We start from the raw sequence: 26,828 nt of genomic DNA, 5'->3' as shown, positions 1-26,828 counted from the left end.
CCAGCGCGTCACCACCGGCGGGACGTTCGGAGTGTGGGCCGACTACTTCGTCGCCCCCGCGTCGGCGCTCATCCCCGTCCCGGAGGCGCTTTCCGACGAGGCCGCCGCGCAACTCGTCTCCATGCCGTTCAGCGCGCTCAGCCTTCTGCACTCGCTTGATCTGCAGCCGGGCGACTGGCTCATCCAGAATGCCGCCAACGGCGCGGTGGGCCGCATGGTCGCCCAGCTCGGGGCGGCTCGCGGAATCAACGTCGTCGGCCTCGTTCGCCGCGCCGAGGGCGTCGAAGAGCTGCGCGCCCAGGGGATCGAGCAGGTCATCTCCACCGATTCTGAGCACTGGCGCACTGAGCTCGCCGCGCTCACGGAAGGTGCCGGCATCCGAGTGGGCATCGACTCCGTCGGCGGCGCCGCCGCGGGCGACGTCCTGTCCACGCTGGCGGCGAACGGCACCCTCGTCGTGTTCGGGGCCATGGCATCGCCGAAGCTCGAGCTCTCCTCCGGCGACGTCATCTTCAAGCAGATCACCGTCACGGGCTTCTGGGGCAGCGTGGTCAGCCGCGAGATGCCGGCAGAGCTCAAGGGACAGCTCTTCCAGGAGCTGATCGGGCGCGTGCTCGACGGCACCCTGACACTGCCCGTCGCCGCCACATTCGACTTCGGCGACATCACGGCGGCCGCCGCCGCCAGCGCCGAGCCCGGCCGGGTCGGCAAGGTGCTCCTGCGGGCGTAGCCGGCGCAGGCCGTTTGGCCCCACACCCGAGCAGGGGGTGGGGCCAAACGCGTTTCTGGATGCCGCCCAGGGGCGGCTGCGTGCAGGTGCCGCTCAGGGAACGGGCGCGGGCCTAGCCGAGCACGCCGTTGACACGACGGCGGATCCCGAGCTCGTTCTCATCGCGCAGCTCGGCCGCCAGTAGGTGTTGAGGGAGCCCTTGGAAGGCCACCGGCCGCAGGAAGCGAGTGATCGCCGCGGTGCCCACCGAGGTGGATGCCGAAGCGGTGGTGGCCGGGTATGGCCCGCCATGCTGCTGCGCGTAGGTCACCGAGACCCCCGTCGGCCACTGGTTCCAGAGGACCCGGCCGGCCTTCTTGGCCAGCAAACGGATCAACTCGGGCGCGATCTGGTCCTCGTCCTCCCCCACGATGGTTGCGGTGAGCTGGCCCTCCAGGACTCTGGCGACCTCGAGGAGCTGCGCTTCGTCGTCGTACTCGACGACCAGTGCCGCCGGCCCGAAGACCTCCGCCAGGAGGGCCTGCGGATCGTCCAACAGTGCGGCGATGTCGGTCGCCAAGAGGCTGGGGGCGGGCGGCCCGTCGGACGCATCGTCGCGCGCGCACAACACCCGCACCGCGGCATGGCTCCGCACGTCGGCGAGCGCGTCGAGGAAGCCGGACTGGATGCGCGCGTTGAGCAGCTTCGCCGCCGGCGGCAACGTGCTTCCCGCAAGACGGGACGCCAGGTCAGAGGCGCGAGGCACGAAGAGGATGCCCGGCTTCGTGCAGAACTGACCGGCACCGAGGGTGAAGGATCCCACGAACTCCTCCGCAATGCTCTCGCCCCTGGCCGAGGCGGCAGCGCGGGTGACGAAGACGGGATTGACGCTTCCGAGCTCCCCATAGAAGGGGATGGGCTCGGGGCGGGACTGGGCGAGGTCGAAGAGTGCGCGACCACCGGCGATGGACCCGGTGAATGCACCCGCCTTCACGAGCGGGTGCTGCAAGGCGAGCCGGCCGGCCTCGGTGCCGAAGATGACCGTGAAGACCCCCGCGGGGGCGCCGGCGCCGGCGAGGGCGTCGCCAACAATCTCGGCGGTGCGCCGGGAGAGACCCGGATGCCCGGAATGCGCCTTGAGAATCACCGAGGAGCCGGCGGCAAGCGCGGAGGCGGTGTCGCCTCCGGCAACGGAGAACGCAAACGGAAAGTTGCTGGCCGCGAAGACGACGACCGGGCCGACCGAGATCAGCGAGCGGCGCAGGTCGGGGCGCGGCGCGCCCATCGGCCAGGCGTCATCCGCGTGGTCGATGCGCACATCGAGGTAGCCGCCCTCCTCGAGCGTCTCGGCGAAGATCCGGAGCTGGAACGTCGTGCGTCGCAGCTCGCCGGCGAGTCGTCCCTCAGCGAGGTTCGTCTCGGCCATCGCGAGCGGGATGAGCTCGCCAGCGGCATCGTCAAGGGCGTCTGCGACAGCCCTGAGCACGCGACCTCGCTCGGTGGCACTCGTAGACGCCCAGACATCTGCCGCCCGGTCCGCCCCAATCGCGATCTGTTCGACGTCTCGGGCCGTGGTTGCGTCTGCCATGGTGTGTTCTCCTGCCGGCTGCTTCGGTGCGTATCCCGGCCCATGCTAGGTCGAAGCGTTCATGAGGCGCCAAGCCCAAAAACGCATTGGGTTATGCTGCGAAGGTATCGCCGGATCAACCACTGCGGCGAGCACTGACCCCAATGAAGAGGCCATGTTCACTTTTGACCAGCTCCGAAGCTTCATCGTGCTTGCCGATGAACTCCATTTCAGCCGCGCGGCCGAGCATCTCAACATGACGCAGCCGCCGCTCAGCCGGCAGATCCAGAAACTTGAGGGCGAACTGGGATTCTCGTTGTTCGACCGGAGCAAGAAGAGCGTGCGCCTGACCGCCGCCGGCGCGGCCTTCCGCGACGAGGCGGCGAAGATCCTGAGCATCGCCGAGGCATCCAGGAACACCGCCAGGCGCATCGCAGACGGGGAAGCCGGTGAGATCAAGATCGGCATCACCGCGACAGGGATCATGGGCCTGCTCGGCGACATTCTCGCCAACATCGACGCGGTGGCACCCGAACTGCGCGTCGACATTCACGAGATGGTGTCCCGGGATCAGATCGCCGCGGTGCTCCGAGGCTCCGTGGACATCGGGTTCGTGCGCGAAACGCCACCGTCACCCGATCTCGTTTCCACCCTCGTCCGGCGCGAAGCGCTCGTTGCCGCGATCGGCAGCAAACATCCACTCGCAGTCACGACCCGCCCCCTCTCGGTGGAGGAGCTGAGCGGAGAGAAGATCCTCACTTACTCGCCACACGAGGCACGGTACTTTCGCAGCCTCGTCGATACGGTGCTCGCGACGGTGAACACCGTGCCCAGCCAGGAGATCACGCAGGTGCACAGCATGCTGAGCCTGGTCGCCGCCAACAAGGGCATCGCTCTCGTTCCTGCGTCCGCCACGCGGCTGGGCATGTCAGGCATCGCCTACCGCAGCATCGCCGAGAACCGTGAGCCCATCGTGCACTTGCACGCCATCTGGCGGAGGGATAACACCAATCCTGCCCTCCGACCCACCCGAACCGCCTTGGAACGGCTCAGCTCCGCCGCACTCGTGTGAGCGCCGCACCCCAGCCATGCTGGAAAGGTATTGGAGCATTCAAAAGTGCTGTTGATGAGGCATGTTGTGATCCTTACGCTGAGACAACCGTCGGGAAGCCACTCCCCGACTCATCACCTCAAAACAAAGGATGACGTGACTTTGACTGCGTACAGCCCGGAAGACCTTGCGGCAAAAATAGGGAGCGGTCTCCTCTCCTTCCCGGTGACAGCTTTTGCCGATGACCTCAGCTTCGACGAGAAGCGATACCGCGAGCACGTCGCCTGGATGAGCAGCCACGATGTTGCCGGGCTGTTCGCCGCCGGAGGGACTGGCGAGTTCTTCTCGCTGACCAACGACGAGATTTCGCGCGTCGTCACCGCCGCCGTCGACGAGGCGTCCGAACGGGTCCCCGTCCTCGCACCGGCCGGCGGCTCGCTGCCGAACGCGATCGAGCAGGCCCGCATCGCCGAACAGGCCGGGGCCGCCGGGATCCTGTTGTTCCCGCCCTACCTCACGGAGGCGTCGCAGGATGGCCTGGCCGCGTACATCGAGGGCGTCTGCGCGAGCACCAGCCTGGGTGTCGTCGTGTACAGCCGCGCCAACATGTCACTGCAGGCCGACACCGTCGCCCGTGTCGCTGAGCGCAATCGGAACCTCATCGGTTTCAAGGACGGCGTCGGCAGCATCGACCAGATGACGAGGATCTACAGCCAACTCGGCGATCGCCTGATCTACATCGGCGGGCTTCCGACTGCCGAGACCTTCGCACTCCCCTACCTCGAGCTCGGCGTGACCACCTACTCGTCGGCCATGTTCAACTTCGTTCCCGAGTTCGCGCTGAGCTTTTACGCGGCCGTCCGCGCCCGCGACCACGACTTCGTCTTCGCCGGCCTGCGCGACTTCGTGCTGCCGTTCTTGGAGATCCGCGACCGCAAGCAGGGGTACGCGGTGTCGATCATCAAGGCGGGCCTCAACGTGACCGGTCGTGAGATCGGCCGCGTCCGCCCCCCGTTGACCGACCTCACTGAAGCAGAGAACGAGTCATTGCGCGCTCTCATCCAGCGGGTGCAGTAGCCGCACCCATCCTTCCCCGGCCTGGCCTGCCGCCCGCGTCATCCGACGCGCCCCCGGCAGGCCGGTCCGACGGACACCGACCCGGAAATGAGCACGCAGGTAATGGATCTCAACAACACAGTCTCGATACCCTCGCTGACGGCGACGAATCCGCTCGTGATCCTCAACAAGGTGAACAAGTTCTATGGTGAGAATCACGTGCTTCGCGACGTCAACACCATCGTCAATCGCGGAGAGATCGTTGCCCTCATCGGTCCGTCGGGCGCGGGCAAGTCGACCCTCTGCCGCGCCATCAACCGCCTGGAGACGATCAGCTCGGGCGACATCTTCATTGATGGCGTCGCATTGCCTGACGAGGGGCGCGAACTGGCGACGTTGCGCGCCGATGTCGGAATGGTGTTCCAATCCTTCAACTTGTTCGCGCACAAGACTGTGCTCGAGAACGTGATGCTCGGGCCGGTGATGGTGCGCCGGACCAAGAAGTCGGATGCCCGCGCGCTCGCGCTCGAACACCTGGACCGCGTGGGAGTCGCCGACCAAGCCGACAAGATGCCCAGCCAGCTCTCGGGCGGCCAACAGCAGCGCGTCGCCATCGCCCGTGCCCTCGCGATGGGCCCCAAGCTGATGCTCTTCGACGAGCCGACGAGCGCACTTGACCCTGAGATGGTCAGCGAAGTCCTCGACGTGATGCTCGCGCTCGCGAAGACCGGCATGACGATGGTCACCGTGACTCACGAAATGGGCTTTGCCCGCGAGGCCGCCGACCGCATCATCTTCATGGCGGACGGCCAGATCGTCGAAGAGGCCACTCCCACCGAGTTCTTCTCCGCCCCCAAAACCACGCGCGCCCGTGACTTTCTTCAGAAAGTGTTGGCCCGCTAGACCCCATCACCCCCAAGCCACACCCCCGAGGAGAAACCATGATCACAAAACGCCTATCCATCGCGATCGCCGGAGCCGCAATCGCTGGACTGATGCTGAGCGCGTGCGCATCGACCGCCGCGGCGCCCGAGGAGGATGCAGTCAAGGCCGACGCAGAGTCCCCCGTGGCGTCGAGCGTCACCATCGACGGCAGCCCCACCTTCGACGCGATGACGAAGAACGGGACCATTGTTCTCGGGGTCAAGGAAGACCAGCCGGGCTTTGGCGTGCGCGATTCTGCCACCGGGGATCGCTCCGGCTTCGACATCGAGCTAGCCACCTGGCTCGCCGCCGAGCTCGGCTTCGCCAAGGAGAGCATTGAGTTCGTCACGATCCCGAGCCAGAGCCGGGAGCAGTCGCTGAGCAACGGCGACGTGGACCTCATCGTCGGCATGTACACGATCTCCGACAAGCGCAAAGAGCTCGTCGATTTCGCCGGACCGTACATGACCACCGGTCAGAGCATCCTCGTGCGCAAGGACAACACCTCCATCGCGGGCGAGTCAGACCTCGCCGGGCACAAGGTGTGCTCGATCACCGGTTCCACACCGATCCAGTACATCAAGACGAACCACCCCGATGTCGAAACGGTCGAGTTCGACAACATGGCGCAGTGCGTCGATGCGCTGCTCAGCAACCAGGTCGATGCGGTGACCACCGATGAGGCCCTCCTCATCGGCTACGTCACGCTGGCCCCCGACGAGCTGAAGGTCGTGGGCAAGCCGTTCACGAACGAAGGCTTCGGCATCGGCATCGCCAAGGGCGACACCGCCCTGCGCCACTTCGTCAACAATCTGCTCGTCGAGAACCCCGATGTCTGGAAGGCGATCTACGACAAGACTCTGGGCACCTCGGGCGTCGAGCTCGAGCCGGCAGAGGTCGACAACTACTAGGTCGCCACAGACCACATGACGGGGAGAGGGCCGCGCCCCCGGCGGCTCTCTCCCTGCACGCTCAGCAGTTTACGGAACGGATTCCCCCCATGGATGTTCTCCTCAACAACCTCGACCTGTTTGTCCTGGGGTTCGCGAACACGGTGCTCATGTTTGCCGTCTCAGCGGTGTTCTCGCTACTGCTCGGCGTGGTCATCGGTGTGCTGCGAATCTCGCCCTCCTCGTCGATGCGAGCGGTCGGCACGACGTACGTCAACCTACTGAGGAACACGCCCCTCGCGCTGCTGATGATGTTCTTCGCGCTCGGGTACCCCAAGCTCGGCCTTCCGGCGCTGGACTACACGACTCTCGCGATCATCGCGCTCGTGCTCTACACCGCCAGCTATGTTGCCGAGGTCTTCCGTTCCGGAATCAACTCCATCCACGTTGGGCAGACCGAGGCGGCCCGTGCGATCGGCCTCACATTCGACCAGGTCATCACCGTCGTGCTCGTCCCGCAGGCTTTCCGCAACGTCGTGCCGCCACTGATCAGCGTCTTCATCGCCCTGCTCAAGAACACCACGGTCGCGAGCGGCTTCTCCGTCATGCAGGCCGGGGCAATTTCCGCCAACATGTCGGAGCGCGGCGAGAACCTCCTCGCCACCCTCTTGTGGGTGGCATTCTTCTTCTTCCTGCTCGTCATGGGCCTGGCTGCCGTGCAACGAAAGTTCGAAAGAAAGTGGGCGCAATCGTGAGCTACGCCACCCAAGACCTCTTCGACGTGCTCGGCCCCAAGGGACGACGCAAGAGCAACATCGCCGGATTCGTCACGATCACCGTCGTCGCGCTCATCCTCGGCTTCATTGTCGTTCAGCTCTACAAGTCGGGACAGTTCGCGGCGGCCAAGTGGGAACTCTTCACCTTCCCGCTCGTCCAACGCGAGATTCTGGAAACCACCGGGTCGACCCTCCGCGCCTTCGCCACCGGGGCGATTCTCGCCCTCATCCTCGGCGTGCTGCTCCTCCTGGGCCGGCTCTCACCGGCGCGGTGGGTCCGCACCTCCGTCACGTGGCTCACCGAGACGTTCCGCGCAATCCCGCTGCTCGTGCTGATGATGCTGATCTACTACGGGCTGCCGGTGCTGGGCGCCACCTTCGTCACACCATTCATCGCGGTGACGGTGGGGCTCGCCATCTACAACGGTTCTGTCTTTGCCGAGATCTTCCGGGCGGGCCTCAACTCGCTGCCCAAGGGCCAGTCGGAGGCCGGTGCCGCGATTGGGCTGCGCAAGGGGCAGGTGCTCGCCGTCATCCTGGCCCCGCAGGCGATCCGCAACATGCTGCCCGCAATTATCTCCCAGCTCGTCGTGGCCCTCAAAGACACTGCCCTCGGCTTCATGGTCACCTACCCCGAGCTGCTCTATCTGGCGAAGTTCTACGGAACCCAGATGCAGTACGGCAGCCCCATCATCCCCGCGGCCATGGTCATGGGCTCCATCTACGTCGCGCTCTGCCTCGCGCTCTCCTACGTGGCGGTGCGGGTGCAGAAGTGGTCGAGTTCATCCGGCACCCCGAAGAAAGTGAAGCGCAATGACTGATCTGACCGTGTCTCGACTCCTGGCTTCCGTGTCGGAGTCGGCACCCCAGGCAATCGACGCATTGGCCAAGCTGTACTCGAGCCAGGGGCGGCCCGTCATCGCATTCGGCGCCGGCGAGCCGGACTTCGACACCCCCGCCTTCATCACCGAGGCGGCCAAGCGGGCGATCGATGAGCCAAGGAACCACCACTACAGCGGCCCGACGGGGCTTCCGGAGCTTCGCGCCGCGATCGCCGAGTACACGAGCGAATACAGCGGAACATCCTTCTCCGCCGCCGACGTGGCAGTGGCCAATGGGGGCAAGCAGGCGATCTTCAACACCCTCTCGGCCGTGCTCAACCCCGGCGACGAAGTCATTCTCCCCGCGCCCTATTGGACGAGCTATCCCGAGCAGATCAAGCTCGCCGGCGGCATCACCGTGCCCGTCGAGACAGACTCGGAGTCTGGCTACAAGACCACCGTGGCCCAGCTGGAGCGCGCCAGGACGTCGCGCACCAAGTTGCTCATCTTCACCTCGCCGTCAAACCCCACCGGCTCCGTCTACACCGAGGACGAGATCCGAGCGATCGGCCGCTGGGTGACCGAGAATCGCATCTGGGTGATGTCCGATGAGATCTACCACGACTTCGTCTACGACGCGGCCTCCTTCACCTCGATTTCACGTTTCGTGCCGCGCGATCAGCTCATCATCGTGAACGGGCTGGCGAAGAGCCACGTGCTGACCGGTTGGCGCCTCGGCTGGGCGATCTCGACGCCCGCAGTCATCGAGGCGGTCAAGAACTTCCAGTCGCACACCACCGGGAACGTTTCGAACATCTCTCAGCGCGCCGCGCTCGCCGCTCTCGCCGATGACAGCGACTTTCCCGGGCAGATGCGTGCGGTCTTCAACCGGAGACGGCTGATCGCATACGACATCCTCCAGACCGTTCCCGGGTTCGTTGTCCCGAGACCGCTCGGCGCCTTCTACATCTTCCCGGATGTGCGCGCCGTGCTCGACGGAACATTGAAGCTCAACGGCGATCCGGTGACCAGCACCCTCCAGCTCTCGACCTTGCTGCTGGAGGAAGTCGACGTGGCAGTCGTTCCCGGCGAGGCCTTCGGCGCGCCTGGCCATTTGCGGTTCTCCTATGCACTCGATGACTCCCAGCTCGTCGAGGGCCTGGAGCGGATCAGGCACTTCCTGGCGCGCCACTTCTGAGCACTCTCAGACGCCGTTCCCGCTAGCGCACCGCCGAAATCCAGACCGCATGCCGGGATCCGGCGACACTCGACCCGCCTTCCGTAGCCGTCGTGACTCCTCGTCGGCCCCGAGGTGAGCGATTGAATCGAACGCTGCCGCTTCGGACTGTCCGAACGCGGACTTCAACTCTGCGATCGCCGCGGAGCCGCTGGCACCGGCCACCGAGCTGCCGCGTTGCCGAAGATCAGACCCAGCAGCAGAGCGCTGCCGCTTACGAACGCCGCCGTGCGGCGAGTGGTCGACTTCGCGAAGAAGCGGGTGCGGGCGGTTTCGGCATCTCTTGGGATGGGCAGTGCAGTGCGCGGCATGACTCTGCAGTTCTCGCTTTCGAGGCAAGAAACTCTCACCGCACTGCCAACAAACGCACTTCTCTCCCGCCCGTGGGGGGCTACTTGGAGGCAACCGCACGATCGTTCGGCAGCCCCCTCGAGCCTGCGGAGCGGGCTTCCTGCTGCGCTGGGCCAGTCAGGCCACTCACGCAAAAACCCCCGCCGAGGCGGGGGTTTTGTGAAGTGCGGAACCGGTGGGATTTGAACCCACGGTACCCTGTAAAGGGTACTCCACCTTAGCAGGGTGGTGCACTAGGCCGAACTATGCGACGGTTCCTCTGCGTGCTTGCCGAGGCGAACACACGACGACAATCATATCCGCTTTTTGGAGCGGTTTTGACCATCGCGGCTTCCGAACTACTGGTCGTCGAGCGTGCGGCCGTCGGAGCAGGTGTACTGACCGGCGCTTTGGCCCAGGATGTCGCTCGGCAGCACGGTCGCGCCGGGCGCAGCGGGGTCGGTCACGGCATCCGGAACAACCGCACCGTCCGCGTCGACGGCGCTGGCGTCGATCGTCGCGTTCGGGTCGACCGGAGCGTTCGGGTCGGGCAGGGTGCCGCCCGTCGCGCCGCCGAGCTGGATCGGCTGGTCGGTGGCGAGCGCCGCGAGCAGCGCGTCTGCGGCCTCCACGTTCGGCTCAACACCACCGTCGACGGAGCCGGTCGGGTACTGCACGAAGTTGATCTGCTCGAGCGGGATGTCCTTGAGGGCCATCGCGATGGCAACCATGTTGTCAACGTTCTGCAGCTGGGTGGAGAGCACCACGTTACTGAGGGCCGCCTTGGCCAGCGAGTAGAGCTTGGCGGGGTCGCTGAGCGTGTCTGCGCTCTTGATGGTGCGCATCAGCGAGGAGAGGAACACCTGCTGGTTGCCGATGCGGGTGAGGTCGCTGCCGTCGCCGACGCCGTGGCGGGTGCGCAGGAACTGCAGCGCGTCGACGCCCATCAGCGTGTGCTCGCCCGGGTCGAGGAAGATTCCCGTGTACTCGTCTTCGATGCGTGCGCCGACGCAGACCGGCACGCCACCGACGGCGTTGGACATGGCGATGACGCCACTGAACTGCACCTCGGCAGCGAAGCGGATGTCGAGGCCGGTGAGCTCTTCCACCGTGAGCACGGTGCAGGGCAGTCCGCCGTAGCTGAGCGTGGTGTTGATCTTCTGGTAGCTCATCGACGGGTAGGGGTTGTCCTCGTCCTCCGGGTCGGGGCAGGACGGGATCGGCACGTACATGTCGCGCGGGAAGCTCACCACGGTGGCGCTGGAGTGATCGGCGGACACGTGCAGGAGCATGGTGACGTCGTTGAGGTCACCGGTGTCGTCTTCGCCGAAGGCCGGGTCCTGGCCCTTGCGGCTGTCGCTGCCGACCAGGAGCAGGTTGAGCCCGCCCTCCCAGGCGCCGATCTTCGGGATCGAGACCGGGGTGTCGTCGCCGACCAGCTCGACGCCGGGCTTGACGCTCGCGGCGAGGTCGTACGCGGCGATGGCGGCGACGGATGCCCCGCTGACCATGAGCACGGCGAGAGCAGCGGCGAGGAACCGTGTGATGGTGGCGAATGGGTTCGACTTCTTCAGTCGACCGTGCCGGGCAATCGTCGGCGTTCTCATCGACCGGCGACTGCGGGGGCGCAACTCTTCGCTCACTGACTTCCCTTCATAAAGTGCCCGAAGCACACAGTGCGGAGGGCGTGGGATTCGAACCCACGAGACATTTCTGCCCACCAGTTTTCAAGACTGGCTCCATCGGCCGCTCGGACAGCCCTCCCGAACACTTCCATCATCCTCGTTCGCGAACGACGACTGAAAGAAACGAACAAGGCCCGATTCTAGCTGAACGCAGGATTTCTAGGATGCCAGTCGATCCTGCGCGCACACTGGATCCCGGCACCTGTACCGCCAGTTCCCGGCTTTTTCGCAGCAACTGCGCAGCGGCGCGCGCTCAGTTTCCGGCGGCGAACGCCTGCAGAACGGTGGCGAGGCCGTCGGCCTCGATGCTGCCGGTGACCTCACTCGCGGCGTCCCGGACTTCCTCCGGCGCCTGGCCCATCGCGACGGCCCGCCCCTCGGCCCTGGCCCACTCGAACATGTCGATGTCGTTGCGCCCGTCGCCGGCGACCAGCAGCTGGGAGCGCGGGATGCCGAGCGCTTCGCGCACCCGCTCCAGGGCGGTGGCCTTGTTCACGCCCTCCGGCGCGATGTCCAACCAGGCCGTCCAACCCACCGAGTAGGTCACCTGGTGCAGGCCCATGCCCGCGACGATGCTGAGGAATTCCTCGAGGTCGTGGTCGGGCGAGAGCACGACGACGCGGGTCGCCGGCGAATCGCTCAGCTCGTCGAACTCGACCTTGCGCGCCTTCTCGAGGTTCCAGTCGAGCATGCCGTCGGTGTAGAAGCGGTAGCCCTCGGCATCCTCGACCATGAACCGGCCCTCCGGCAGGTGGTCGCGGATGCGGTCGAGCACGGGCTTCGGGTCGAAGGTCTCAACGTGCGCCCGGCGGTAGCCGTGCGGCGCGGCGGCGTCGCGCTGCATGATCAGGGCGCCGTTCGCGCAGACCACGTACTCCGGCGTGAGGCCGATCTTCTCCATCAGCTGCCAGCAGCTCTCCCAGCTGCGCCCCGTGGCGAGGGTGACCTCGTGGCCGGCCGCCTGGGTGGCCCCGATGGCGTCGCGGACGGCATCCGTCAGCGTCTCGTCTTCGTGCAGAATCGTTCCGTCGACGTCGAGGGCAACGAGCCACCGGGGGGAAGTCATCGCTGGAGCGGCTCCATCTTCTCGAGGCCGCCGAGGTAGGGCCGCAGCGCCTCCGGGACGATGACCGAGCCGTCGGCCTGCTGGTGCGTCTCGAGGATGGCGACGATCCAGCGCGTGGTGGCCAGCGTGCCGTTCAGGGTGGCGACCGGGGTGGTCTTGCCCGAGTCGGTGCGGTAGCGGATGTCGAGGCGGCGCGCCTGGTAGGTGGTGCAGTTGCTCGTGCTGGTCAGCTCGCGGTAGGCGCCCTGGGTGGGAACCCAGGCCTCGATGTCGAACTTGCGGGCCGCGCTGGAGCCGAGGTCGCCGGCGGCGACGTCGATGACGCGGTAGCTGAGGCCGAGGGCCTGCAGCATGTCCTCCTGCAGGGCGACGAGGCGGTCGTGCTCGGCCTCGGCGTTCTCGGGCAGCACGTAGGCGAACATCTCCAGCTTGTTGAACTGGTGCACGCGGATGATGCCGCGGGTGTCCTTGCCGCCCGAGCCGGCCTCGCGGCGGTAGCAGGTGGACCAGCCGGCGTAACGGAGCGGCTCGGCCGACAGGTCGAGGATCTCGTCGGAGTGGTAGCCGGCGAGGGCGACCTCGCTGGTGCCGGTCAGGTAGAGGTCGTCGGCGGGCAGGTAGTAGATCTCGTCGGAGTGCTCGCCGAGGAACCCGGTGCCGTCCATGATCTCGGGGCGCACCAGCGTGGGCGTGATGAGCGGGGTGAACCCGGCGGAGAGCGCCCGGTCCAGCGCCATGTTCATCAGCGCGATCTCGAGGCGGGCGCCGATGCCCTTGAGGAAGTAGAAGCGGGCGCCGCTGACCTTGGCCCCGCGGGCCATGTCGATGGCGCCGAGCAGCTCGCCGAGCTCCAGGTGGTCGCGCGGCTCGAAGTCGAACGCCGGGGTGTCGCCGTGGGTGCGCAGCGTGACGAAGTTGTCCTCACCGCCGGCCGGGACGCCGTCGATGATGGGGTTGCCGATGGCGCGGATCGCCGTGGTGAAGCGCGCCTCGGCCTCGCCGGCGGCGGCGCTGGCGGCCTTGACCCGCGCGGAGAGCTCCTGCACCTCGGCGAGCAGCGCCTTCTTCTCCTCCGGAGCGGCGCGGCCGACCTTCTTGCTGAAGACGTTCTGCTCGCTGCGGAGCTGCTCGAACAGCGCGATTGCGGCGCGGCGCTCGGAATCGGCGGCGAGCGCCTCATCGACCAGCTCGACAGAATCACCGCGTGCCTCCTGTGAGGCCTTGATGAGATCGGGGTTTTCGCGCAGCAGTACGGGATCAATCACCGGGTCAGTCTACCAATCGCCTCACCCGCCAGTGCCGCGCCGGGGCGGGCGCGCCCCGCCAGCTCCGGGCCCGCGCGCCCCAATGCCGTAGCTTTGTGTCGTGCCCACCCTGAGTAGTCCGGATGCCGCGGCTCCCGTCGCCGCCGCCAAGCCGCGCGCCGCGATCGTCTTCAACCCGAGCAAGAGCGGCGTGGACGAGCTGAAGAAGGCGGTGCGCCAGGCCGAGAAACGGCACGGCTGGGCGGCATCCGTCTGGCTGGAGACCGAAGCCGACGACCCGGGCCGGAGCATGGCCGAGCGCGCTGTGGCCATGCGGCTGCCGCTGGTGATCGCCGCCGGCGGCGACGGCACGGTGCGCTCGGTGGCCGAGGGCATGCGCGGAACCGGCACCGCCATGGGCATCGTGCCCGCCGGCACCGGCAACCTGCTCGCGCGCAACCTCGAGATTCCCGTGAACGACGTTCCGGCCGCGCTCGACATCGCCTTCACCGGCGCCGAGCGGCCCATCGACGCCCTGCTGGTCGACGTGACCCGGCCGGACTCCAGCACCGAGCAGCACGTCTCGCTCGTGATGAGCGGGGTGGGCATCGACGCCGCGATGATCTCCAACACCGACCCGGCGCTGAAGAAGCGCGTCGGCTGGCTGGCCTACATCGATGCGGGACTGCGAATTCTGCCCATGTCCAAGCCCTTCCACCTGCACTATCGCATGGAGGGCAGACACTCCCACCGGGTGCGGGTCGCCACCGTGCTGGTGGCCAACCTCGGCATGCTGCCGGGCAACATCGAGCTGATCCCGGATGCCGAGCTGGACGACGGCTTCCTCGACGTCGCCGTGCTGCAGCCGAAGAACGCCTGGGGCTGGCTGATGATCTGGCGCCGGGTGGCCTGGGAGAACCGGGTGCTGCGCAAGACCTCGGTCGGCCGGCAGTTCCTCGACCTGACCGGCGGCGACAAGCGCAGCGAGATGGTCTACCTGCGCGGCACGGCCATCGAGCTGCGCGTCGAAGACGGCGCGCAGGAGCTGGAGATCGACGGCGACGAGTTCGGCGTCGCGACGGCCGTCGGCTTCAAGACGGATGCCGGCGCGCTGCTGTTGCGGGTGCCGCGCGCGCAGTAACCGGCGGGCTAACCCTCCGCAGTCGGGTCGAGCAGCCCGGCCAGCCACTGGCGGGCCTCGACGAAGATCGCGTCGTCGTAGCGGGACGTGAACTCGATGGCCTGCTTGTCCGCGCGCGGGTAGGAGCCCAGGAAGAGCACGTTCGGGCTGAACCGGCGCAGGCCGAGCAGCGCGTCGGCCATCCGCTCGTCGCTGATGTGGCCGTCGGCGTCGATGATGAAGCGGTAGCGGCCGAGGGCGTCGCCGATCGGCCGGGATTCGATCAGGCTGAGGTTCACGCCGCGGGTCGAGAACTGCTCGAGCATGCCGAGCAGCGAGCCGGAGACGTCGTCCGGCAGCTCGACGATGAGGCTGGTCTTGTCGGCGCCGGTGGGCGCGGGGAGGACGCGGCTGCGGCTGACCAGCACGAAGCGGGTGACGGCGTTGTTGTTGTCGCCGATGTTGTCGGCCAGCACGTCGAGCGGGTAGTGCTCGGTGATGCCGATCGGGGCGATCGCGGCATCCGCGAGGCTGCCGTGCAGCAGGGTCGCGGCGGCGGCCACGTTGCTGGACGCCGGGATGTGGCCGTGGCCGGGCAGCGCCTGGTTCAGCCAGGTGCCGCACTGGGCGTAGGCGACGGGGTGCGCGTTGATGGTGCGCACGTCGGCCAGCGCGGTGCCGGGCCGGGCGACCAGCTCGAAGCGCACCGGCACCAGGTACTCGCCGATGATGCGCAGGCCGGGCATGTTCGCCAGGGCGTCCTGGGTGGCGGAGACGCCGCCCTCGACGGAGTTCTCCATGGCGATCATCGCCGCGGTGCTGCGCCCGGAGACGACGTCGGCGAGCGCCTCTCCGACATTGTTCACGGCGTGCCAGGTCTTGCCCGCGGCATCCGGAACCTGCTTCAGCGCCGCCTCGGTAAAGGTGCCTGCCGGGCCCAGATAGCTGTAACTGACCTCGGTCGGCTGGGTGTGGAGTGCAGGCATGGCTCACAGCCTAATGCGGTGGGCGGCAGGGGGCGCGGCCCGCGTCACTCCCGAGGCGACTGCTGCGGGCGGGATCGGGCGTGGCCGGCAGCGCCGCTCGGTGCCAGACTGGAGCCATGACTGATCGCGCAGGAACCCCGGCCCAGGCATCCGACCTCATCGACGTACACGCCCTGGTGCGCGCCTACTACGAGTTGAAGCCGGATGCCGCCGACGCCGCGCAGCGGGTGGCCTTCGGCACGAGCGGCCACCGCGGCAGCTCGCTGAAGACCTCCTTCAATGACGACCACATCGCCGCCACCACGCAGGCGATCGTCGAGTACCGCACCGCACAGGGTGTGACCGGCCCGCTGTTCATCGGCGCGGACACCCACGCGCTGAGCGCCCCGGCCATGACCACGGCACTCGAGGTGCTGGTCGGCAACAAGGTGCGCGTGCTGGTGGACGAATTCGACGACTACGTGCCGACGCCGGCCCTCTCCCACGCCATCCTGCGCTGGAACAACAACCCGGCCACGCGGGCCGAGGGCGAGGCCGACGGCATCGTCGTGACGCCGAGCCACAACCCGCCGAGCGACGGCGGCTTCAAGTACAACCCGCCGCACGGCGGGCCGGCAGACTCCGACGCGACCGGCTGGATCGCCAAGCGCGCCAACGAGCTGATCGCCGGCGGGCTGCGTGAGGTGCTGCGGGCCGAGCCGAGCGCCGTGGAGCAGTACGACTTCCGCAGCCGCTACGTCGAGGACCTCGAGAACATCATCGACATGGCGGCGATCAAGCGCAGCGGCATCCACATCGGCGCCGACCCACTCGGCGGCGCGTCCGTCGGCTACTGGGGCGCGATCCGCGACCACTACGGGCTGAACCTGACCGTCGTGAACCCGGCCGTCGACCCGCAGTGGGGCTTCATGACGCTGGACTGGGACGGCAAGATCCGGATGGACCCGTCCAGCCCCTCGGCGATGGCCTCCGTGCTCGCCCACCAGCACGACTACGACATCCTTACCGGCAACGACGCCGACGCCGACCGGCACGGCATCGTCACGCCCGACGGCGGGCTGATGAACCCGAACCACTTCCTCGCGGTCGCGATCGACTACCTGTACACGCACCGCAGCGGCTGGCGGGCGGACGCCGCGATCGGCAAGACCCTCGTCTCCTCCAGCATGATCGACCGGGTGGCCGCGGCGCTCGGCCGCCGGCTCTGGGAGGTGCCGGTCGGCTTCAAGTGGTTCGTGCCCGGCCTCGTCGACGGCTCGGTCGGCTTCGGTGGCGAGGAGAGCGCCGGCGCCTCGTTCCTGCGCTTCGACGGCACCGTCTGGACCACCGACAAGGACGGCATCCTGCTCTGCCTGCTCGCCGCCGAGATTCGCGCGGTCACCGGCAAGTCGCCGTCGGAGCTCTACGCCGGCCTCGTCGCCAAGCACGGCGACCCCGTCTACGAGCGGGTGGATGCCGCGGCGACCCCCGCCCAGAAGCTGGCGCTCGGCCGGCTCGACGGCGACGCCATCACGGCCACGACGCTGGCGGGCGAGCCGATCACGGCGACGCTCTCGCGAGCGCCCGGCAACGATGCGGCGATCGGCGGCGTGAAGGTGGTCAGCGAGAACGCCTGGTTCGCGGCCCGGCCCAGCGGCACCGAGGACGTCTACAAGATCTACGCGGAGTCGTTCCTCGGCGAGGACCACCTGCGCCAGGTGCAGGCGGAGGCCCGGCTCATCGTCGACGCCGCGCTCGGATAGCGGCCGCGCGTCACGTGCGCGTGTAGCCGGTCAGCGGATGGGCGCCCCGAAATCACGTGTTGAAACGATTTTTCGGGTGGCTGCTGGCGCCGTATCCGCTGACTGGCTGCGGGCAGGCGGATGCCGGGGCGGGCCGGCGCCGGAGCGGGCGTTCGCGCTAGGGAATGCTCCAGTAGTAGACGCTGGCGCCGGGGTGGATCTCGGTGATCGCCTCGTCGACGGAGCGGAAGTCGGTGTCATCCGTGTGCCCGCCGTAGAAGATCTGGATGTCGTCGCCGGAGCCCTCGATGGCGGTCACGACGGCCGTGTGGTCGCGGTCGCCCGAGTTGTCCCAGTCGAACTGGGCGACGTCGCCGAGCTTGACCTCTGAGCGCTGCTCGTCGCTGAGCGCCGTGGCCCGGCCGGATTCGTCGAGGTAGTTCATGAATGCCGTGGAGCTCACCCAGGCCGGGGTGTAGTCGAAGTCCATCCCGGTGCCCTCCGTCCACCACTCCTCGTCCATCTCCCACCCGCGCTCGACGAGCGACTGGCTGGTGAAGTTCACGCAGTCGTTGTCGTCGAGCACGCCGTACTCGGCGGTGTTGTAGCTGTCCCAGTGCGCGTGCACGTAGTCCAGCTGCGCCTGCACCTCGGGCGCGGCGTCGACCCCGTCGGCACGCTCCTGCGACGGCTCGGCCGAGTGCAGCCTGGCGGAGCCGGCATCCGAGGCCGCCTCCCCGAGGCCGGGCAGGATCGCGACCCCGGCGACGATCGTGCCGGTGAGCAGCGCGAGCAGGGCGGTGGGGAGGAACCAGCGGGGACGGGGCATGTGAGCTTCCTTCAGGTCGAGCGCTCTAGTTCAGCACATGATTCTTGGAAGGCACCCGGCGCACACCGGATTCCGCGGGCGGCGTCCCTAGCTCAGGCTCCAGTACGAGACGGAGCCGCCGCCGGCGATGGCCTGGTCGACGTTCCAGTAGTCGGAGTCCTTGCTGTGCCCGGCCACGTAGATGGTGACGCCGTCCGCGGTCTTGTCGACCCGGGTGACGGTGGAGGTGTGGTCCCGGTCGCCGGAGTTGTCCCAGTCGAACTGCGCGATGTCGCCGACCTTGACGGATGCCCGCTGGTCATCGCCCAGCGCGATTCCGCGCTCGGGGTGCGCGGCCATGTAGTTGTGGAACGCCGTGGAGCTGACCCAGGTGGCGGAGCCGCCGGCTGCGCCGTAGTTCCACTCGCCGTCCATCTCCCAGCCGCGGGCGAGGAGGCCCTGGCTGGTGAAGTTCACGCAGTCGTTGCCGTTGATGGCGATGTACGCGGGGTTGTAGTTGGCCCAGTACTGCAGCACGTAGTCGGTCTGCGCGGTGACGCGGGGGTCGGGCAGGTACTCGAAGCTCAGCAGCGCGGGGGCGGCGGCCGCTGCGGCGGGGAGCGCGGGCAGGACGACGCCCGGCTTCAGCACGAGGGAGCGCAGCTCGGCGCTGCCGTACTCGGCGGCGGGGCGGCCGAAGGCGGCGGGGGCGGCAACGGGCACGGTGGGGTCGGCGGCCTGCGCGGCGGCGGCCTTCTTCGCGGCGTCCTTCTCGGCGGCCTGCGCTGCGGCCTCGGCCTCGAGGGCGACGGGGTCGGCGGTGGGCACGGCCGCGCCGGCGCCGTCGAAGAGCTCGACGGAGACGGTGCCGGTGGCGAGCTCGGCGGCCACGGGCACCTGGTAGCTGAGCGCGGTCGGGGTGGCTTCGACGACGACGGCGGGCACGCCGCCGACCTGCACTGCGCTGACCTGGTTCAGCTCCTCGCCGGCGACGGTGACGACGGTGCCACCGGTGACGGGTCCGGATGCCACGGCCGGCGTGGCGAGCGCGACGGGCACCTTGACGGGCTCCTGGATGGGCGTCACGGTGTTGGCCGGGGCCGCGCGCCGGGTCGTGTCGGGCTTCGCAAAGGCATCCGCCGCACTCGCGGTCTGGGCGCCGGTGGGGGCCGTTCCGAGGCCGACGACGAGGAGGCCGCACGCGACGGCCGCGAGGCCGGCAGCGCCGCCGGCGAGGTTCCGGCGGTGGCCGGGAAGAGTGAGGAGCATGGGGATACGGTGACGCATAAATCCGTTCTGATCAGCCAATGGGGACCATCAACCAGAACAAGCCCAGATGTCAGAGATCTGTGCAGATGCTGCACAGAAGGTGAGAAATGAGGGTTTCTCACCCCCGAAAGGGGGGGTGTATCGATCGGTTTTGTCCCCCGGAATGAGCCTCAGCCGACGCGTCGGGCGCGCAGCGCGAACAGCACCAGCGGCACCAGGACGAGCAGGGCGAGGGCGTTCAAGGCGGGGAACCCGCCCCAGGCCAGGATCACGCCGGAGAGCGCCGCCGAGCTCGCAGCGGCCAGGTTCATGGCGGCATCCGTCGCGCCCTGCAGCGGCACGCGCACCTCGCGGTCGACGGCCTGGGTGAGCTGCGCCGAGCCGCCGATCATGCCGGCCGACCAGCCGAGCCCGAGCAGGCCGAGCGCGATCGGCACGGCGATCATGTTGTCGGAGGGCACGGTGATGCCGATGAGCGCGGCCACCGTGAACAGGGCGACGGCCAGGGCGATGACTCGTTCGGAGCCCCAGCGGTCCGCCATCCAGCCCATCAGCGGGCTGGCCCCGTACATGCCGAAGATGTGGATGCTGATCACGAGCGATTGCAGGCCGAGCGAGAGGCCGTGCTCGTGCATGCTGACCGGGGTCATCACCATGACGCCCACCATGACGGTGTGCGAGCAGACGATCGAGAGCACGCCGACGGCGGCGCGCGGCTGGCGCATGGCGATGCGGAGGGCGGCCAGCGTGCGCACGGCCGGCCGTGCGGGCTGCGCCGACTGCTGCGGGTTGCCTGCATCGCCGGCGGATGCCGCGGGGCCTTGCTCGGCGGCATCCGCTGCCAGCGCCCCGGCCGGCGGGGTGCGCAGCAGCAGGGCGGCGAGCAGGGAGGCAGCGGCGAAGGCCACGGCCGAGAAGAGGAAGGGGCCGGCCAGCGGCTCCACCCCGAGCGCGGTGCCGACCTGGGCGCCGATCGTGGAGAGGTTCGGGCCGGCGACCGAGCCGATCGTGGTCGCCCAGAGCACCAGCGACATGGAGCGCGCCTCGTAACCGGGCGCGGCGACCTCGGTCGCGGCGAAGCGCGCCTGCAGGCCGGCGGCACTGGCGGCCCCGAACGCCCCGAGGCCGAGGAAGAGCAGCGGCAGGATGCCGGATGCCGCCGCGGCCAGCACGAACACGGCGCCGAGGACGGCGAGGGCGTAGCCGCTGGCGAGGGCCCAGTGCCGCCCGACGCGGGTGGCCAGGCGCGCCATCGGGATCGCGACGAGGCCGGCCCCCAGCACGCTGGCGGTCTGCGCCAGCCCGGCAAGGGTGACGGCGCCAGTGAGCTCGCGGGCCAGCACCCCGCCGACGGCGATCCCCGAGGCGACGCCGACGCCGGCGAGCAGCTGGTTGACGATCAGGATCGTGAGCGGCACCCAGCCGTGCGTGCGGCTCAACCGGGCCGGGCGGTGCGGGCCGCCGGAGAGACCGGGCGCCGTTGCGGCCGCCCGGGAACCGGAGTTCTGGCCTGGCCGCTGCTCGGACCGCCCGGTGTTCGCGCTCACGGAATCCCCTCGTCAGCGGGGCCGGCGGCATCCGCGCCCCTCAGTCTGCTGCATTGCCGCCGCGTTGTGGAGGAGCCGGGCGACACGCCGCGGGAACGAGTCGCGCCGCGGGGCGCCGGGGCGCCGGTCTACGGGTAGGCGGGGGCGGCGGGCAGGCCGAAGAACTCCTCGAGCGTGGTGAAGCCGGTGTTGTGCATCTCGGTGGAGAGCTCCACGCCGATGTAGCGGAAGTGCCACGGCTCGAAGTCGTAGCCGGTCACCGCGGTCTTGTCGGCCGGGTAGCGCAGCAAATAGCCGAAGCGCCAGGCGTTGTCGCGGAGCCAGACGCCCTCGGCCGTGTCGGTGAAGCAGGTGGCCAGCGAGCACACGCCCGAGGTGGCCCCGATGTCCATGGTGAGCCCGGTCTGGTGCTCGCTGTAGCCGGGGCGCGCAGTGAGGTTGTCGTCGCCGGCATAGAGCTCGACCTGCGTGGTGTAGCTGCGGTAGGCGCTGTTCGAGGCCAACGAGAGCCCCGCCTCGGATGTCGCGGCGGCGAACATCGTGACGATGGCGTCCGAGGCCTCCTGGCGCATGAGCGGGTCCCACGTGTGCGCAACCGGCACGGTCACGAGGTCGGCGGGCGCGTAGTCGGCGGGGTTGAGCGGGCGCAGCTTGTTGACCACGAGCCAGATGCTGTTGGGGTCGTCGATCGAGCGCGCGGACTTGTCGAAGCTCGGAACGAGCACCGGGGGCGCGGTGACGTCGGGCGACGGGCGCGCCGGCTCGCTCGGCGTCGGGTCCGGCGTCGCGGTCGGCGTTCCGCTCGGTTCGTTCGAGGCCTGCGCGTCACGGTCTGCGCCGGCCGCCGCGCCGATGGCGATGGCCCCGGCGATCACACCGGCGAGAACGGCCGCGGCGATCGTACGCCGCAGCCGCACCTGGCGGGAGAGCCGGCGACGGGGGCGTTGCAGTTCAGACACACCCCCGAGCGTACTCGGCATGGCTGGGCATTCCGCGCGGCCCCGGCGCGGCCGGACTCCGGCGCCCTGAAAAATTCAAGAGAGCGCTCTCTTGACAAAGTCCACTTGCCTTCCCTAGCATCGGCTGAGCAGTCGTGAGAGCGCTCTCTTGCCTTGCAGTGAGAGCGCTCTCTAGCAACAACCACAACAAAACACCCACCCACACACCACGCACAAAGGAGTGACCGTGAAGCTCTCACGACGCACAACTGCTGTTGCCACCGTCGCCGGCGCAGCAGCATTCGCACTACTGGCCACAGGATGCGCCTCCGGCGGAGGAACCTCGCCGGAATCATCCGACAGCCCGGTCGAACTGACCATCACCACGTTCGGCACCTTCGGGTACGACGAGCTGTACAAGCAGTACGAGGCGGAGAACGAGAACGTCACGATCACTGCGACCAACATCGACACCGGCGGCAACGCCCGCACCGACACCTTCACGAAGATCGCGGCGGGCTCCGGCCTCTCCGACATCGTCGCGCTGGAGGAGGGCTGGCTCGGCTCGATCATGGAGGTCTCCGACCAGTTCGTCGACCTGGCCGACTACGGCATCAACGACCGCAAGGCGGACTGGGTCGACTGGAAGCTCGCCCAAGCCACCGACCCCAGCGGCCGCATCATCGGCTACGGCACCGACATCGGCCCGCAGGGCCTCTGCTACAACGGCGCGCTGTTCGAGGCGGCCGGCCTGCCGAGCGACCGCGAGGCCGTTGCCGAGCTGCTCGGCGGCGACGACGCCAGCTGGGAAGACTTCTTCGCCACCGGCAACGCCTACAAGGCCGCAACGGGCAAGGCCTGGTACGACCAGTCCGGGTTCGTCTGGAACTCGATGGTCAACCAGCTCGACGAGGGCTACTACACCGCCGACGGCGAACTGAACGTCGAGGGCAACACCGAGCTGCAGGAGCGCTGGGCGCTCCTCGCCGGCGCTGCCGCGGACGGCCTCTCCGCCGCCCAGGCCCAGTGGGACTGGAACGGCGGCAAGTCGTTCGTTGACGGCACCTTCGCCACCTTCGTCTGCCCCGGCTGGATGCTCGGTGTCGTGCAGGGCCAGACCGAGGCCGGCGGCGGCGACGCCACGACCGGCTGGGACTTCGCCGACGTGTTCCCCGGCGGCGCAGCCAACTGGGGTGGCGCGTTCCTCGCCGTTCCCGAGACCAGCGAGCACAAGACAGAGGCGGCCAAGCTCGCCTCCTGGCTGACCGAGGCCAAGCAGCAGCTCGGACAGTTCGCGGCGGCCGGCGCCTTCCCGAGCGTCGCTGCAGCCCAGGACGAGCTCGCCAGCAACCCGACGCCGAACGAGTTCTTCAACGACGCACCCGTCGGCACGATCCTGGCCGCACGCGCCCAGGGTGTCGTCGCCCAGTTCAAGGGCCCGGATGACTCGATCATCCAGGAGAACGTCTTCGGACCGGTCACCCAGAAGCTGGACAGCGGCGCAGCCAACGCCGAGACCGGCTGGGCAGAGGCCGTGACGCTGTTGAACGAGCTCATCGACTAAGAGCGGCAGCACAACTCCGGGGTCCCCGAGCAACACCGTGTCGGGGACCCCACCCTGTCAACCCGCACCACCACCGCTTCACCTCTTCGAAATCGGACACACGATGACCTCCACCCTCAACCGGCCACCGGCCGGGAGCGCCCAGGCCCCGGCCGACGGGCCGGCGCCGCGCAAGGCCGCGCCCTGGCGCCGGCGGATGAGCGCCCTCGACAGCAAGGCCTCGCCGTACCTCTACATCTCGCCCTTCTTCGTGTTGTTCGGCATCGTCGGCCTCTTCCCCCTGCTGTACACCGCAGTGGTATCGATGCACGACTGGGACCTGCTGAAGGGCCAGGGCGACTTCGTCGGCATCCAGAACTTCGTCACGATCCTCGGCGACCGCTTCTTCTGGAACTCCATCTTCAACACGGTGAGCATCTTCCTGCTCTCGGCGATCCCGCAGATCTTCGTCGCCCTCGCCCTCGCCGCCGTGCTCGACCAGAACCTCCGTGCGAAGACCTTCTGGCGGATGAGCGTGCTGCTGCCGTACGTCGTCACACCGGTGGCGGTGACGCTGATCTTCTCCAGCGTGTTCAACGAGCAGTCCGGGCTCGTCAACAACATCCTCGGCGTCTTCGGCCTCGACCCGGTCGCCTGGAAGCACGACGTCTTCGCCAGCCACATCGCCATCGCCAGCATGGTGAACTGGCGCTGGACCGGCTACAACGCGCTCATCCTGCTCGCCGCGATGCAGGCGGTGCCGCGCGACATCTACGAGTCGGCCGCCATCGACGGCGCCGGCCCGATCCGCCGCTTCTTCTCCCTCACCATCCCCAGCATCCGCCCCACCCTCGTCTTCGTCGTCATCACGGCGACCATCGGCGGCCTGCAGATCTTCACCGAGCCGAAGCTGTTCGACGTCTCCAGCGCGGGCGGCATCGGCGGCGCCGACCGGCAGTTCCAGACCACGGTGCTCTACCTCTGGGAGATGGCGTTCTTCCGCCAGAACCTCGGCAAGGCCTCGGCCATCGCCTTCCTGCTCTTCATCCTCATCGTGCTGATCGGCCTGCTGAACTTCTTCCTCTCGCAGCGGATCGCCAGCGCCGAGCAGCGCAGCAACGACAAGCGCACGGCCCGCGCGCTCAAGAACTACCGAGGAGGTCGGTCATGACCAGCACACTCACCGAGGCCGCCCCGGCCGCGTCAGGCGAGCCCGCTGCGCAGCCGCAGGCACCCGCCCGCAAGCGCCTGCGGCTGCGCCGTGGCGCCGGCGACCGCCCCGGCTTCCTCGTCTACGGCCTGCTCACCGCCTTCATGCTCGGCACCGCGTACCCGCTGTGGTGGTCGTTCGTGGTCGCCAGCGGCACGAACGCCACCCGCGGCGAGACGCTCCCGCTCATCCCGGGCGGCAACTTCCTCGCCAACGCCGCCACCGTGCTCGACGCCATCCCGTTCTGGAAGGCGCTCGGCAACAGCATCATCATCTCGCTCGTCATCACCGTCTCCGTCGTGGTGTTCTCCACGCTGGCCGGCTACGCCTTCGCCAAGCTCCGCTTCCGCGGCCGCGACGGCCTGATGATCTTCGTGATCGCCACCATGGCCATCCCGACCCAGCTCGGCATCATCCCGTTGTTCATGGTGATGCGCCAGCTCGGCTGGACGGGCGAGCTCGGCGCCGTGATCGTGCCGACCCTGGTGACGGCGTTCGGCGTGTTCTTCATGCGCCAGTACCTGGTCGACGTCATCCCGGACGAGCTGATCGAGGCCGCCCGGGTGGACGGCGCCGGACAGTTCCGCACCTTCCTCACGGTGGCGGTGCCCGCTGCCCGGCCGGCGATGGCCATCCTCGCCCTGTTCACGTTCATGACGGCCTGGACGGACTACCTCTGGCCGCTCATCGTGCTGAACCCGGGAAACCCGACCTTGCAGACAGCCCTCGGTCAGTTGCAGTCTGGCTACTACATCGATTACTCGATCGTGCTCACCGGCGCGGTCATGGCCACCATTCCATTGCTTGTGCTGTTCATCGTGGCGGGCAAGCAACTCATCTCAGGAATCATGCAAGGAGCCGTGAAGGGCTGATGACTACCCATTTCCCCCCGACGTTCATCTGGGGCTCGGCCACCGCCGCCGCCCAGATCGAGGGCGCAGGCCACGAAGACGGCAAGCTCGACTCCATCTGGGACGCCTTCGCGCGCGTGCCCGGCGCCGTCGCCAACGGCGACACCCCCGAGGTGGCCGTCGACCACTACCACCGCTACCCCGGCGACGTGGCGATCATGAAGCAGATCGGCCTGGACTCCTACCGCTTCTCCACCAGCTGGGCCCGCGTGGTGCCCGACGGACACACGGTGAACCAGAAGGGGCTCGACTTCTACTCGCGTCTCGTCGACGAGCTGCAGGATGCCGGCATCCTGCCCTGGCTCACCCTCTACCACTGGGATCTGCCGCAGGCCCTCGAGGAGAAGGGCGGCTGGGCCAACCGCGACACCGCCCACCGCTTCGCCGACTACGCCGAGGCCGTCCACGGCGCGCTCGGCGACCGGGTGAGCAACTGGACCACCTTCAACGAGCCGTTCTGCTCGGCGATCCTCGGCTACGGGGCCGGGGTGCACGCCCCCGGGCGGCGCGACCCGCGCGCCACGGTGGCCGCGATCCACCACCAGCACCTCGCGCACGGCCTCGCCGTGAACCGCCTGCGCGCCCTGTCGGACGAGCCGCTGCAGATCGGCATCACGCTCAACCTCTCCAACGCGATCCCGCTGGATGCCGCCGACCCCGTCGACCTCGAGGCGGCGCGGCGTTTCGACCTGCTGCAGAACCGCGTCTTCCTGGAGCCGATCGTGACCGGCGCCTACCCGGAGGATGCCTACACCGACCTCGAGCAGTTCGGCATCCGGGACGTCATTCAGGACGGCGACCTCGAGATCATCGGCACCCCGATCGACTTCCTCGGCGTGAACCACTACCACGACGACCAGGTGAGCGGCCACCCGGACGACACCGGGACGGACGGGCACTCGGGCGCGACCGACCGGCAGATCAGCTCGCCGTGGATCGGCTCGGAGTACATCACCTTCCCCAGCCGCGGGCTGCCGCGCACCGCCATGGACTGGGAGGTGAACCCCGCCGGGCTGACGAAGCTGCTCGTGCGCCTGGGCGCCGAGCACCCGCAGTTGCCGCCGCTCTACGTCACCGAGAACGGCGCGGCCTACGAGGACGTCGTCGAGGCGGACGGCAGCGTCAACGACGTGCAGCGCACCCGCTTCATCGCCGACCACATCGACGCCATCGGCGCCGCGATCGAGCAGGGCGCAGATGTGCGCGGCTACTTCGTCTGGTCGCTGCTCGACAACTTCGAGTGGTCGTGGGGCTACGATAAGCGCTTCGGCATCGTGCGGGTGGACTACGACACCCAGCTGCGCACGATCAAGAACAGCGGGCACGCCTACGCCGAGCGCATCGCGCGCGAGAAAGCCCGGAGCGGGGCGGGCGCGAAATCCGCCCAGCATGCCGCGGCCGAGTCGCAGTAGGGTGGAT

23 protein-coding genes and 2 tRNA genes are annotated in these 26,828 nt (G+C 68.3%); 14 read left to right on the top strand and 11 right to left on the bottom strand.

Annotation, left to right across the window (positions count from 1 at the left end; genetic code table 11):
• A partial coding sequence (locus tag GY24_RS08760; protein WP_104475291.1) for a zinc-binding dehydrogenase occupies positions 1-730 on the top strand: 730 nt, incomplete at its 5' end.
• 112 nt (positions 731-842) lie between these two features.
• Here GY24_RS08760 and GY24_RS08755 read toward each other — a convergent pair.
• Positions 843-2,297 carry an aldehyde dehydrogenase (NADP(+)) gene (locus tag GY24_RS08755; protein ID WP_104475286.1) on the bottom strand — a complete coding sequence of 485 codons (1,455 nt, stop codon included), beginning with the start codon at positions 2,295-2,297 and terminating at the stop codon, positions 843-845.
• A 154-nt stretch (positions 2,298-2,451) separates the two neighbouring features.
• Here GY24_RS08755 and GY24_RS08750 point away from each other — a divergent pair, with 154 nt between their 5' ends.
• From GY24_RS08750 to GY24_RS08720, 7 genes are all read left to right on the top strand, one after another.
• On the top strand, positions 2,452-3,348 hold the full coding sequence (locus GY24_RS08750) for a LysR family transcriptional regulator (protein ID WP_161498712.1): 897 nt from the start codon (positions 2,452-2,454) through the stop codon (positions 3,346-3,348).
• Positions 3,349-3,489: 141 nt separating this feature from the next.
• A complete protein-coding gene (gene kdgD / locus GY24_RS08745) occupies positions 3,490-4,404 on the top strand; it encodes a 5-dehydro-4-deoxyglucarate dehydratase (protein ID WP_104475284.1) in 915 nt (304 codons plus the stop codon).
• A 102-nt stretch (positions 4,405-4,506) separates the two neighbouring features.
• Positions 4,507-5,286: an amino acid ABC transporter ATP-binding protein gene (locus GY24_RS08740; protein ID WP_083362583.1), complete on the top strand. Its 780-nt coding sequence runs from the start codon at positions 4,507-4,509 to the stop codon at positions 5,284-5,286.
• Between the two features lie 38 nt (positions 5,287-5,324).
• Entirely contained in the window at positions 5,325-6,218 is an 894-nt protein-coding gene (locus GY24_RS08735) for a glutamate ABC transporter substrate-binding protein (protein ID WP_104475283.1), read from the top strand.
• Positions 6,219-6,307: 89 nt separating this feature from the next.
• Complete coding sequence (locus GY24_RS08730; protein WP_083362581.1) at positions 6,308-6,952, top strand: amino acid ABC transporter permease; 645 nt, start codon at positions 6,308-6,310, stop codon at positions 6,950-6,952.
• Positions 6,949-7,794 (top strand): amino acid ABC transporter permease, encoded by an 846-nt coding sequence (locus GY24_RS08725; RefSeq protein ID WP_104475282.1) that lies wholly within the window; start codon positions 6,949-6,951, stop codon positions 7,792-7,794. Before GY24_RS08730 ends, GY24_RS08725 begins: the two co-directional genes overlap by 4 nt.
• Positions 7,787-8,992 (top strand): pyridoxal phosphate-dependent aminotransferase, encoded by a 1,206-nt coding sequence (locus GY24_RS08720; RefSeq protein WP_104475281.1) that lies wholly within the window; start codon positions 7,787-7,789, stop codon positions 8,990-8,992. The genes GY24_RS08725 and GY24_RS08720 overlap by 8 nt, the downstream gene beginning before the upstream one ends.
• Positions 8,993-9,549: 557 nt before the next feature.
• Here GY24_RS08720 and GY24_RS08715 read toward each other — a convergent pair.
• The 5 genes from GY24_RS08715 to serS all read right to left on the bottom strand — a co-directional run bounded on the left by GY24_RS08715 (position 9,550) and on the right by serS (position 13,377).
• A tRNA-Ser gene (locus GY24_RS08715) sits at positions 9,550-9,640 on the bottom strand.
• An 80-nt stretch (positions 9,641-9,720) separates the two neighbouring features.
• Complete coding sequence (locus GY24_RS08710) at positions 9,721-10,968, bottom strand: LCP family protein (RefSeq protein ID WP_104475280.1); 1,248 nt, start codon at positions 10,966-10,968, stop codon at positions 9,721-9,723.
• Between the two features lie 72 nt (positions 10,969-11,040).
• Positions 11,041-11,125 (bottom strand) — tRNA-Ser (locus GY24_RS08705).
• 174 nt (positions 11,126-11,299) lie between these two features.
• Positions 11,300-12,112: an HAD family hydrolase gene (locus GY24_RS08700; RefSeq protein ID WP_104475279.1), complete on the bottom strand. Its 813-nt coding sequence runs from the start codon at positions 12,110-12,112 to the stop codon at positions 11,300-11,302.
• Positions 12,109-13,377 carry a serine--tRNA ligase gene (gene serS, locus GY24_RS08695; RefSeq protein WP_104475278.1) on the bottom strand — a complete coding sequence of 423 codons (1,269 nt, stop codon included), beginning with the start codon at positions 13,375-13,377 and terminating at the stop codon, positions 12,109-12,111. Before serS ends, GY24_RS08700 begins: the two co-directional genes overlap by 4 nt.
• A 100-nt stretch (positions 13,378-13,477) precedes the next feature.
• On the opposite strand from serS, the gene GY24_RS08690 reads away from it, so the two are divergent.
• Complete coding sequence (locus GY24_RS08690) at positions 13,478-14,497, top strand: diacylglycerol/lipid kinase family protein (RefSeq protein WP_104475277.1); 1,020 nt, start codon at positions 13,478-13,480, stop codon at positions 14,495-14,497.
• A gap of 8 nt (positions 14,498-14,505) precedes the next feature.
• Here GY24_RS08690 and pheA read toward each other — a convergent pair whose 3' ends face one another.
• Positions 14,506-15,462: a prephenate dehydratase gene (gene pheA, locus GY24_RS08685; RefSeq protein ID WP_104475276.1), complete on the bottom strand. Its 957-nt coding sequence runs from the start codon at positions 15,460-15,462 to the stop codon at positions 14,506-14,508.
• Positions 15,463-15,578: 116 nt separating this feature from the next.
• Between pheA and pgm the strand changes: the two genes are divergently transcribed.
• Positions 15,579-17,204: a phosphoglucomutase (alpha-D-glucose-1,6-bisphosphate-dependent) gene (gene pgm / locus GY24_RS08680; RefSeq protein ID WP_104475275.1), complete on the top strand. Its 1,626-nt coding sequence runs from the start codon at positions 15,579-15,581 to the stop codon at positions 17,202-17,204.
• A gap of 157 nt (positions 17,205-17,361) precedes the next feature.
• Here pgm and GY24_RS08675 read toward each other — a convergent pair whose 3' ends face one another.
• The 4 genes from GY24_RS08675 to GY24_RS08660 form a co-directional block, all read right to left on the bottom strand.
• Positions 17,362-18,012 carry an amidase domain-containing protein gene (locus GY24_RS08675; protein WP_104475274.1) on the bottom strand — a complete coding sequence of 217 codons (651 nt, stop codon included), beginning with the start codon at positions 18,010-18,012 and terminating at the stop codon, positions 17,362-17,364.
• A gap of 87 nt (positions 18,013-18,099) precedes the next feature.
• Positions 18,100-19,260 carry an amidase domain-containing protein gene (locus GY24_RS08670; RefSeq protein WP_104475273.1) on the bottom strand — a complete coding sequence of 387 codons (1,161 nt, stop codon included), beginning with the start codon at positions 19,258-19,260 and terminating at the stop codon, positions 18,100-18,102.
• Positions 19,261-19,430: 170 nt separating this feature from the next.
• Positions 19,431-20,807: an MFS transporter gene (locus tag GY24_RS08665; protein WP_233279280.1), complete on the bottom strand. Its 1,377-nt coding sequence runs from the start codon at positions 20,805-20,807 to the stop codon at positions 19,431-19,433.
• A gap of 128 nt (positions 20,808-20,935) precedes the next feature.
• Positions 20,936-21,766, bottom strand: coding sequence for a M15 family metallopeptidase (locus GY24_RS08660; RefSeq protein ID WP_233279279.1), 831 nt, complete (start codon positions 21,764-21,766; stop codon positions 20,936-20,938).
• A gap of 220 nt (positions 21,767-21,986) precedes the next feature.
• Between GY24_RS08660 and GY24_RS08655 the strand changes: the two genes are divergently transcribed.
• The 4 genes from GY24_RS08655 to GY24_RS08640 all read left to right on the top strand — a co-directional run bounded on the left by GY24_RS08655 (position 21,987) and on the right by GY24_RS08640 (position 26,821).
• A complete protein-coding gene (locus GY24_RS08655; protein WP_407662165.1) occupies positions 21,987-23,309 on the top strand; it encodes an ABC transporter substrate-binding protein in 1,323 nt (440 codons plus the stop codon).
• 103 nt (positions 23,310-23,412) lie between these two features.
• A complete protein-coding gene (locus GY24_RS08650) occupies positions 23,413-24,459 on the top strand; it encodes a carbohydrate ABC transporter permease (RefSeq protein WP_104475272.1) in 1,047 nt (348 codons plus the stop codon).
• A complete protein-coding gene (locus tag GY24_RS08645) occupies positions 24,456-25,370 on the top strand; it encodes a carbohydrate ABC transporter permease (RefSeq protein ID WP_104475271.1) in 915 nt (304 codons plus the stop codon). The genes GY24_RS08650 and GY24_RS08645 overlap by 4 nt, the downstream gene beginning before the upstream one ends.
• Positions 25,370-26,821: a GH1 family beta-glucosidase gene (locus GY24_RS08640; protein ID WP_104475270.1), complete on the top strand. Its 1,452-nt coding sequence runs from the start codon at positions 25,370-25,372 to the stop codon at positions 26,819-26,821. The genes GY24_RS08645 and GY24_RS08640 overlap by 1 nt, the downstream gene beginning before the upstream one ends.
• Positions 26,822-26,828: the final 7 nt, after the last annotated feature.

This window comes from Microterricola pindariensis (assembly GCF_002936985.1).
Taxonomy (GTDB): Bacteria; Actinomycetota; Actinomycetes; order Actinomycetales; family Microbacteriaceae; genus Microterricola; species Microterricola pindariensis.
The sequence above is the reverse complement of the archived record's forward strand: the minus strand, read 5'-3'. Positions and strand labels throughout refer to the sequence as shown.

What these genes read in the sequence shown, in the direction of transcription:
- GY24_RS08755 (WP_104475286.1), bottom strand. Translation starts at nt 2,297, where the DNA reads ATGGCAGACGCAACCACGGCCCGAGACGTCGAACAGATCGCGATTGGG.
- GY24_RS08750 (WP_161498712.1), top strand. Translation starts at nt 2,452, where the DNA reads ATGTTCACTTTTGACCAGCTCCGAAGCTTCATCGTGCTTGCCGATGAA.
- GY24_RS08740 (WP_083362583.1), top strand. Translation starts at nt 4,507, where the DNA reads ATGGATCTCAACAACACAGTCTCGATACCCTCGCTGACGGCGACGAAT.
- GY24_RS08735 (WP_104475283.1), top strand. Translation starts at nt 5,325, where the DNA reads ATGATCACAAAACGCCTATCCATCGCGATCGCCGGAGCCGCAATCGCT.
- GY24_RS08730 (WP_083362581.1), top strand. Translation starts at nt 6,308, where the DNA reads ATGGATGTTCTCCTCAACAACCTCGACCTGTTTGTCCTGGGGTTCGCG.
- GY24_RS08720 (WP_104475281.1), top strand. Translation starts at nt 7,787, where the DNA reads ATGACTGATCTGACCGTGTCTCGACTCCTGGCTTCCGTGTCGGAGTCG.
- GY24_RS08710 (WP_104475280.1), bottom strand. Translation starts at nt 10,968, where the DNA reads ATGAGAACGCCGACGATTGCCCGGCACGGTCGACTGAAGAAGTCGAAC.
- GY24_RS08700 (WP_104475279.1), bottom strand. Translation starts at nt 12,112, where the DNA reads ATGACTTCCCCCCGGTGGCTCGTTGCCCTCGACGTCGACGGAACGATT.
- pheA (WP_104475276.1), bottom strand. Translation starts at nt 15,462, where the DNA reads ATGCCTGCACTCCACACCCAGCCGACCGAGGTCAGTTACAGCTATCTG.
- pgm (WP_104475275.1), top strand. Translation starts at nt 15,579, where the DNA reads ATGACTGATCGCGCAGGAACCCCGGCCCAGGCATCCGACCTCATCGAC.
- GY24_RS08675 (WP_104475274.1), bottom strand. Translation starts at nt 18,012, where the DNA reads ATGCCCCGTCCCCGCTGGTTCCTCCCCACCGCCCTGCTCGCGCTGCTC.
- GY24_RS08670 (WP_104475273.1), bottom strand. Translation starts at nt 19,260, where the DNA reads ATGCTCCTCACTCTTCCCGGCCACCGCCGGAACCTCGCCGGCGGCGCT.
- GY24_RS08650 (WP_104475272.1), top strand. Translation starts at nt 23,413, where the DNA reads ATGACCTCCACCCTCAACCGGCCACCGGCCGGGAGCGCCCAGGCCCCG.
- GY24_RS08645 (WP_104475271.1), top strand. Translation starts at nt 24,456, where the DNA reads ATGACCAGCACACTCACCGAGGCCGCCCCGGCCGCGTCAGGCGAGCCC.
- GY24_RS08640 (WP_104475270.1), top strand. Translation starts at nt 25,370, where the DNA reads ATGACTACCCATTTCCCCCCGACGTTCATCTGGGGCTCGGCCACCGCC.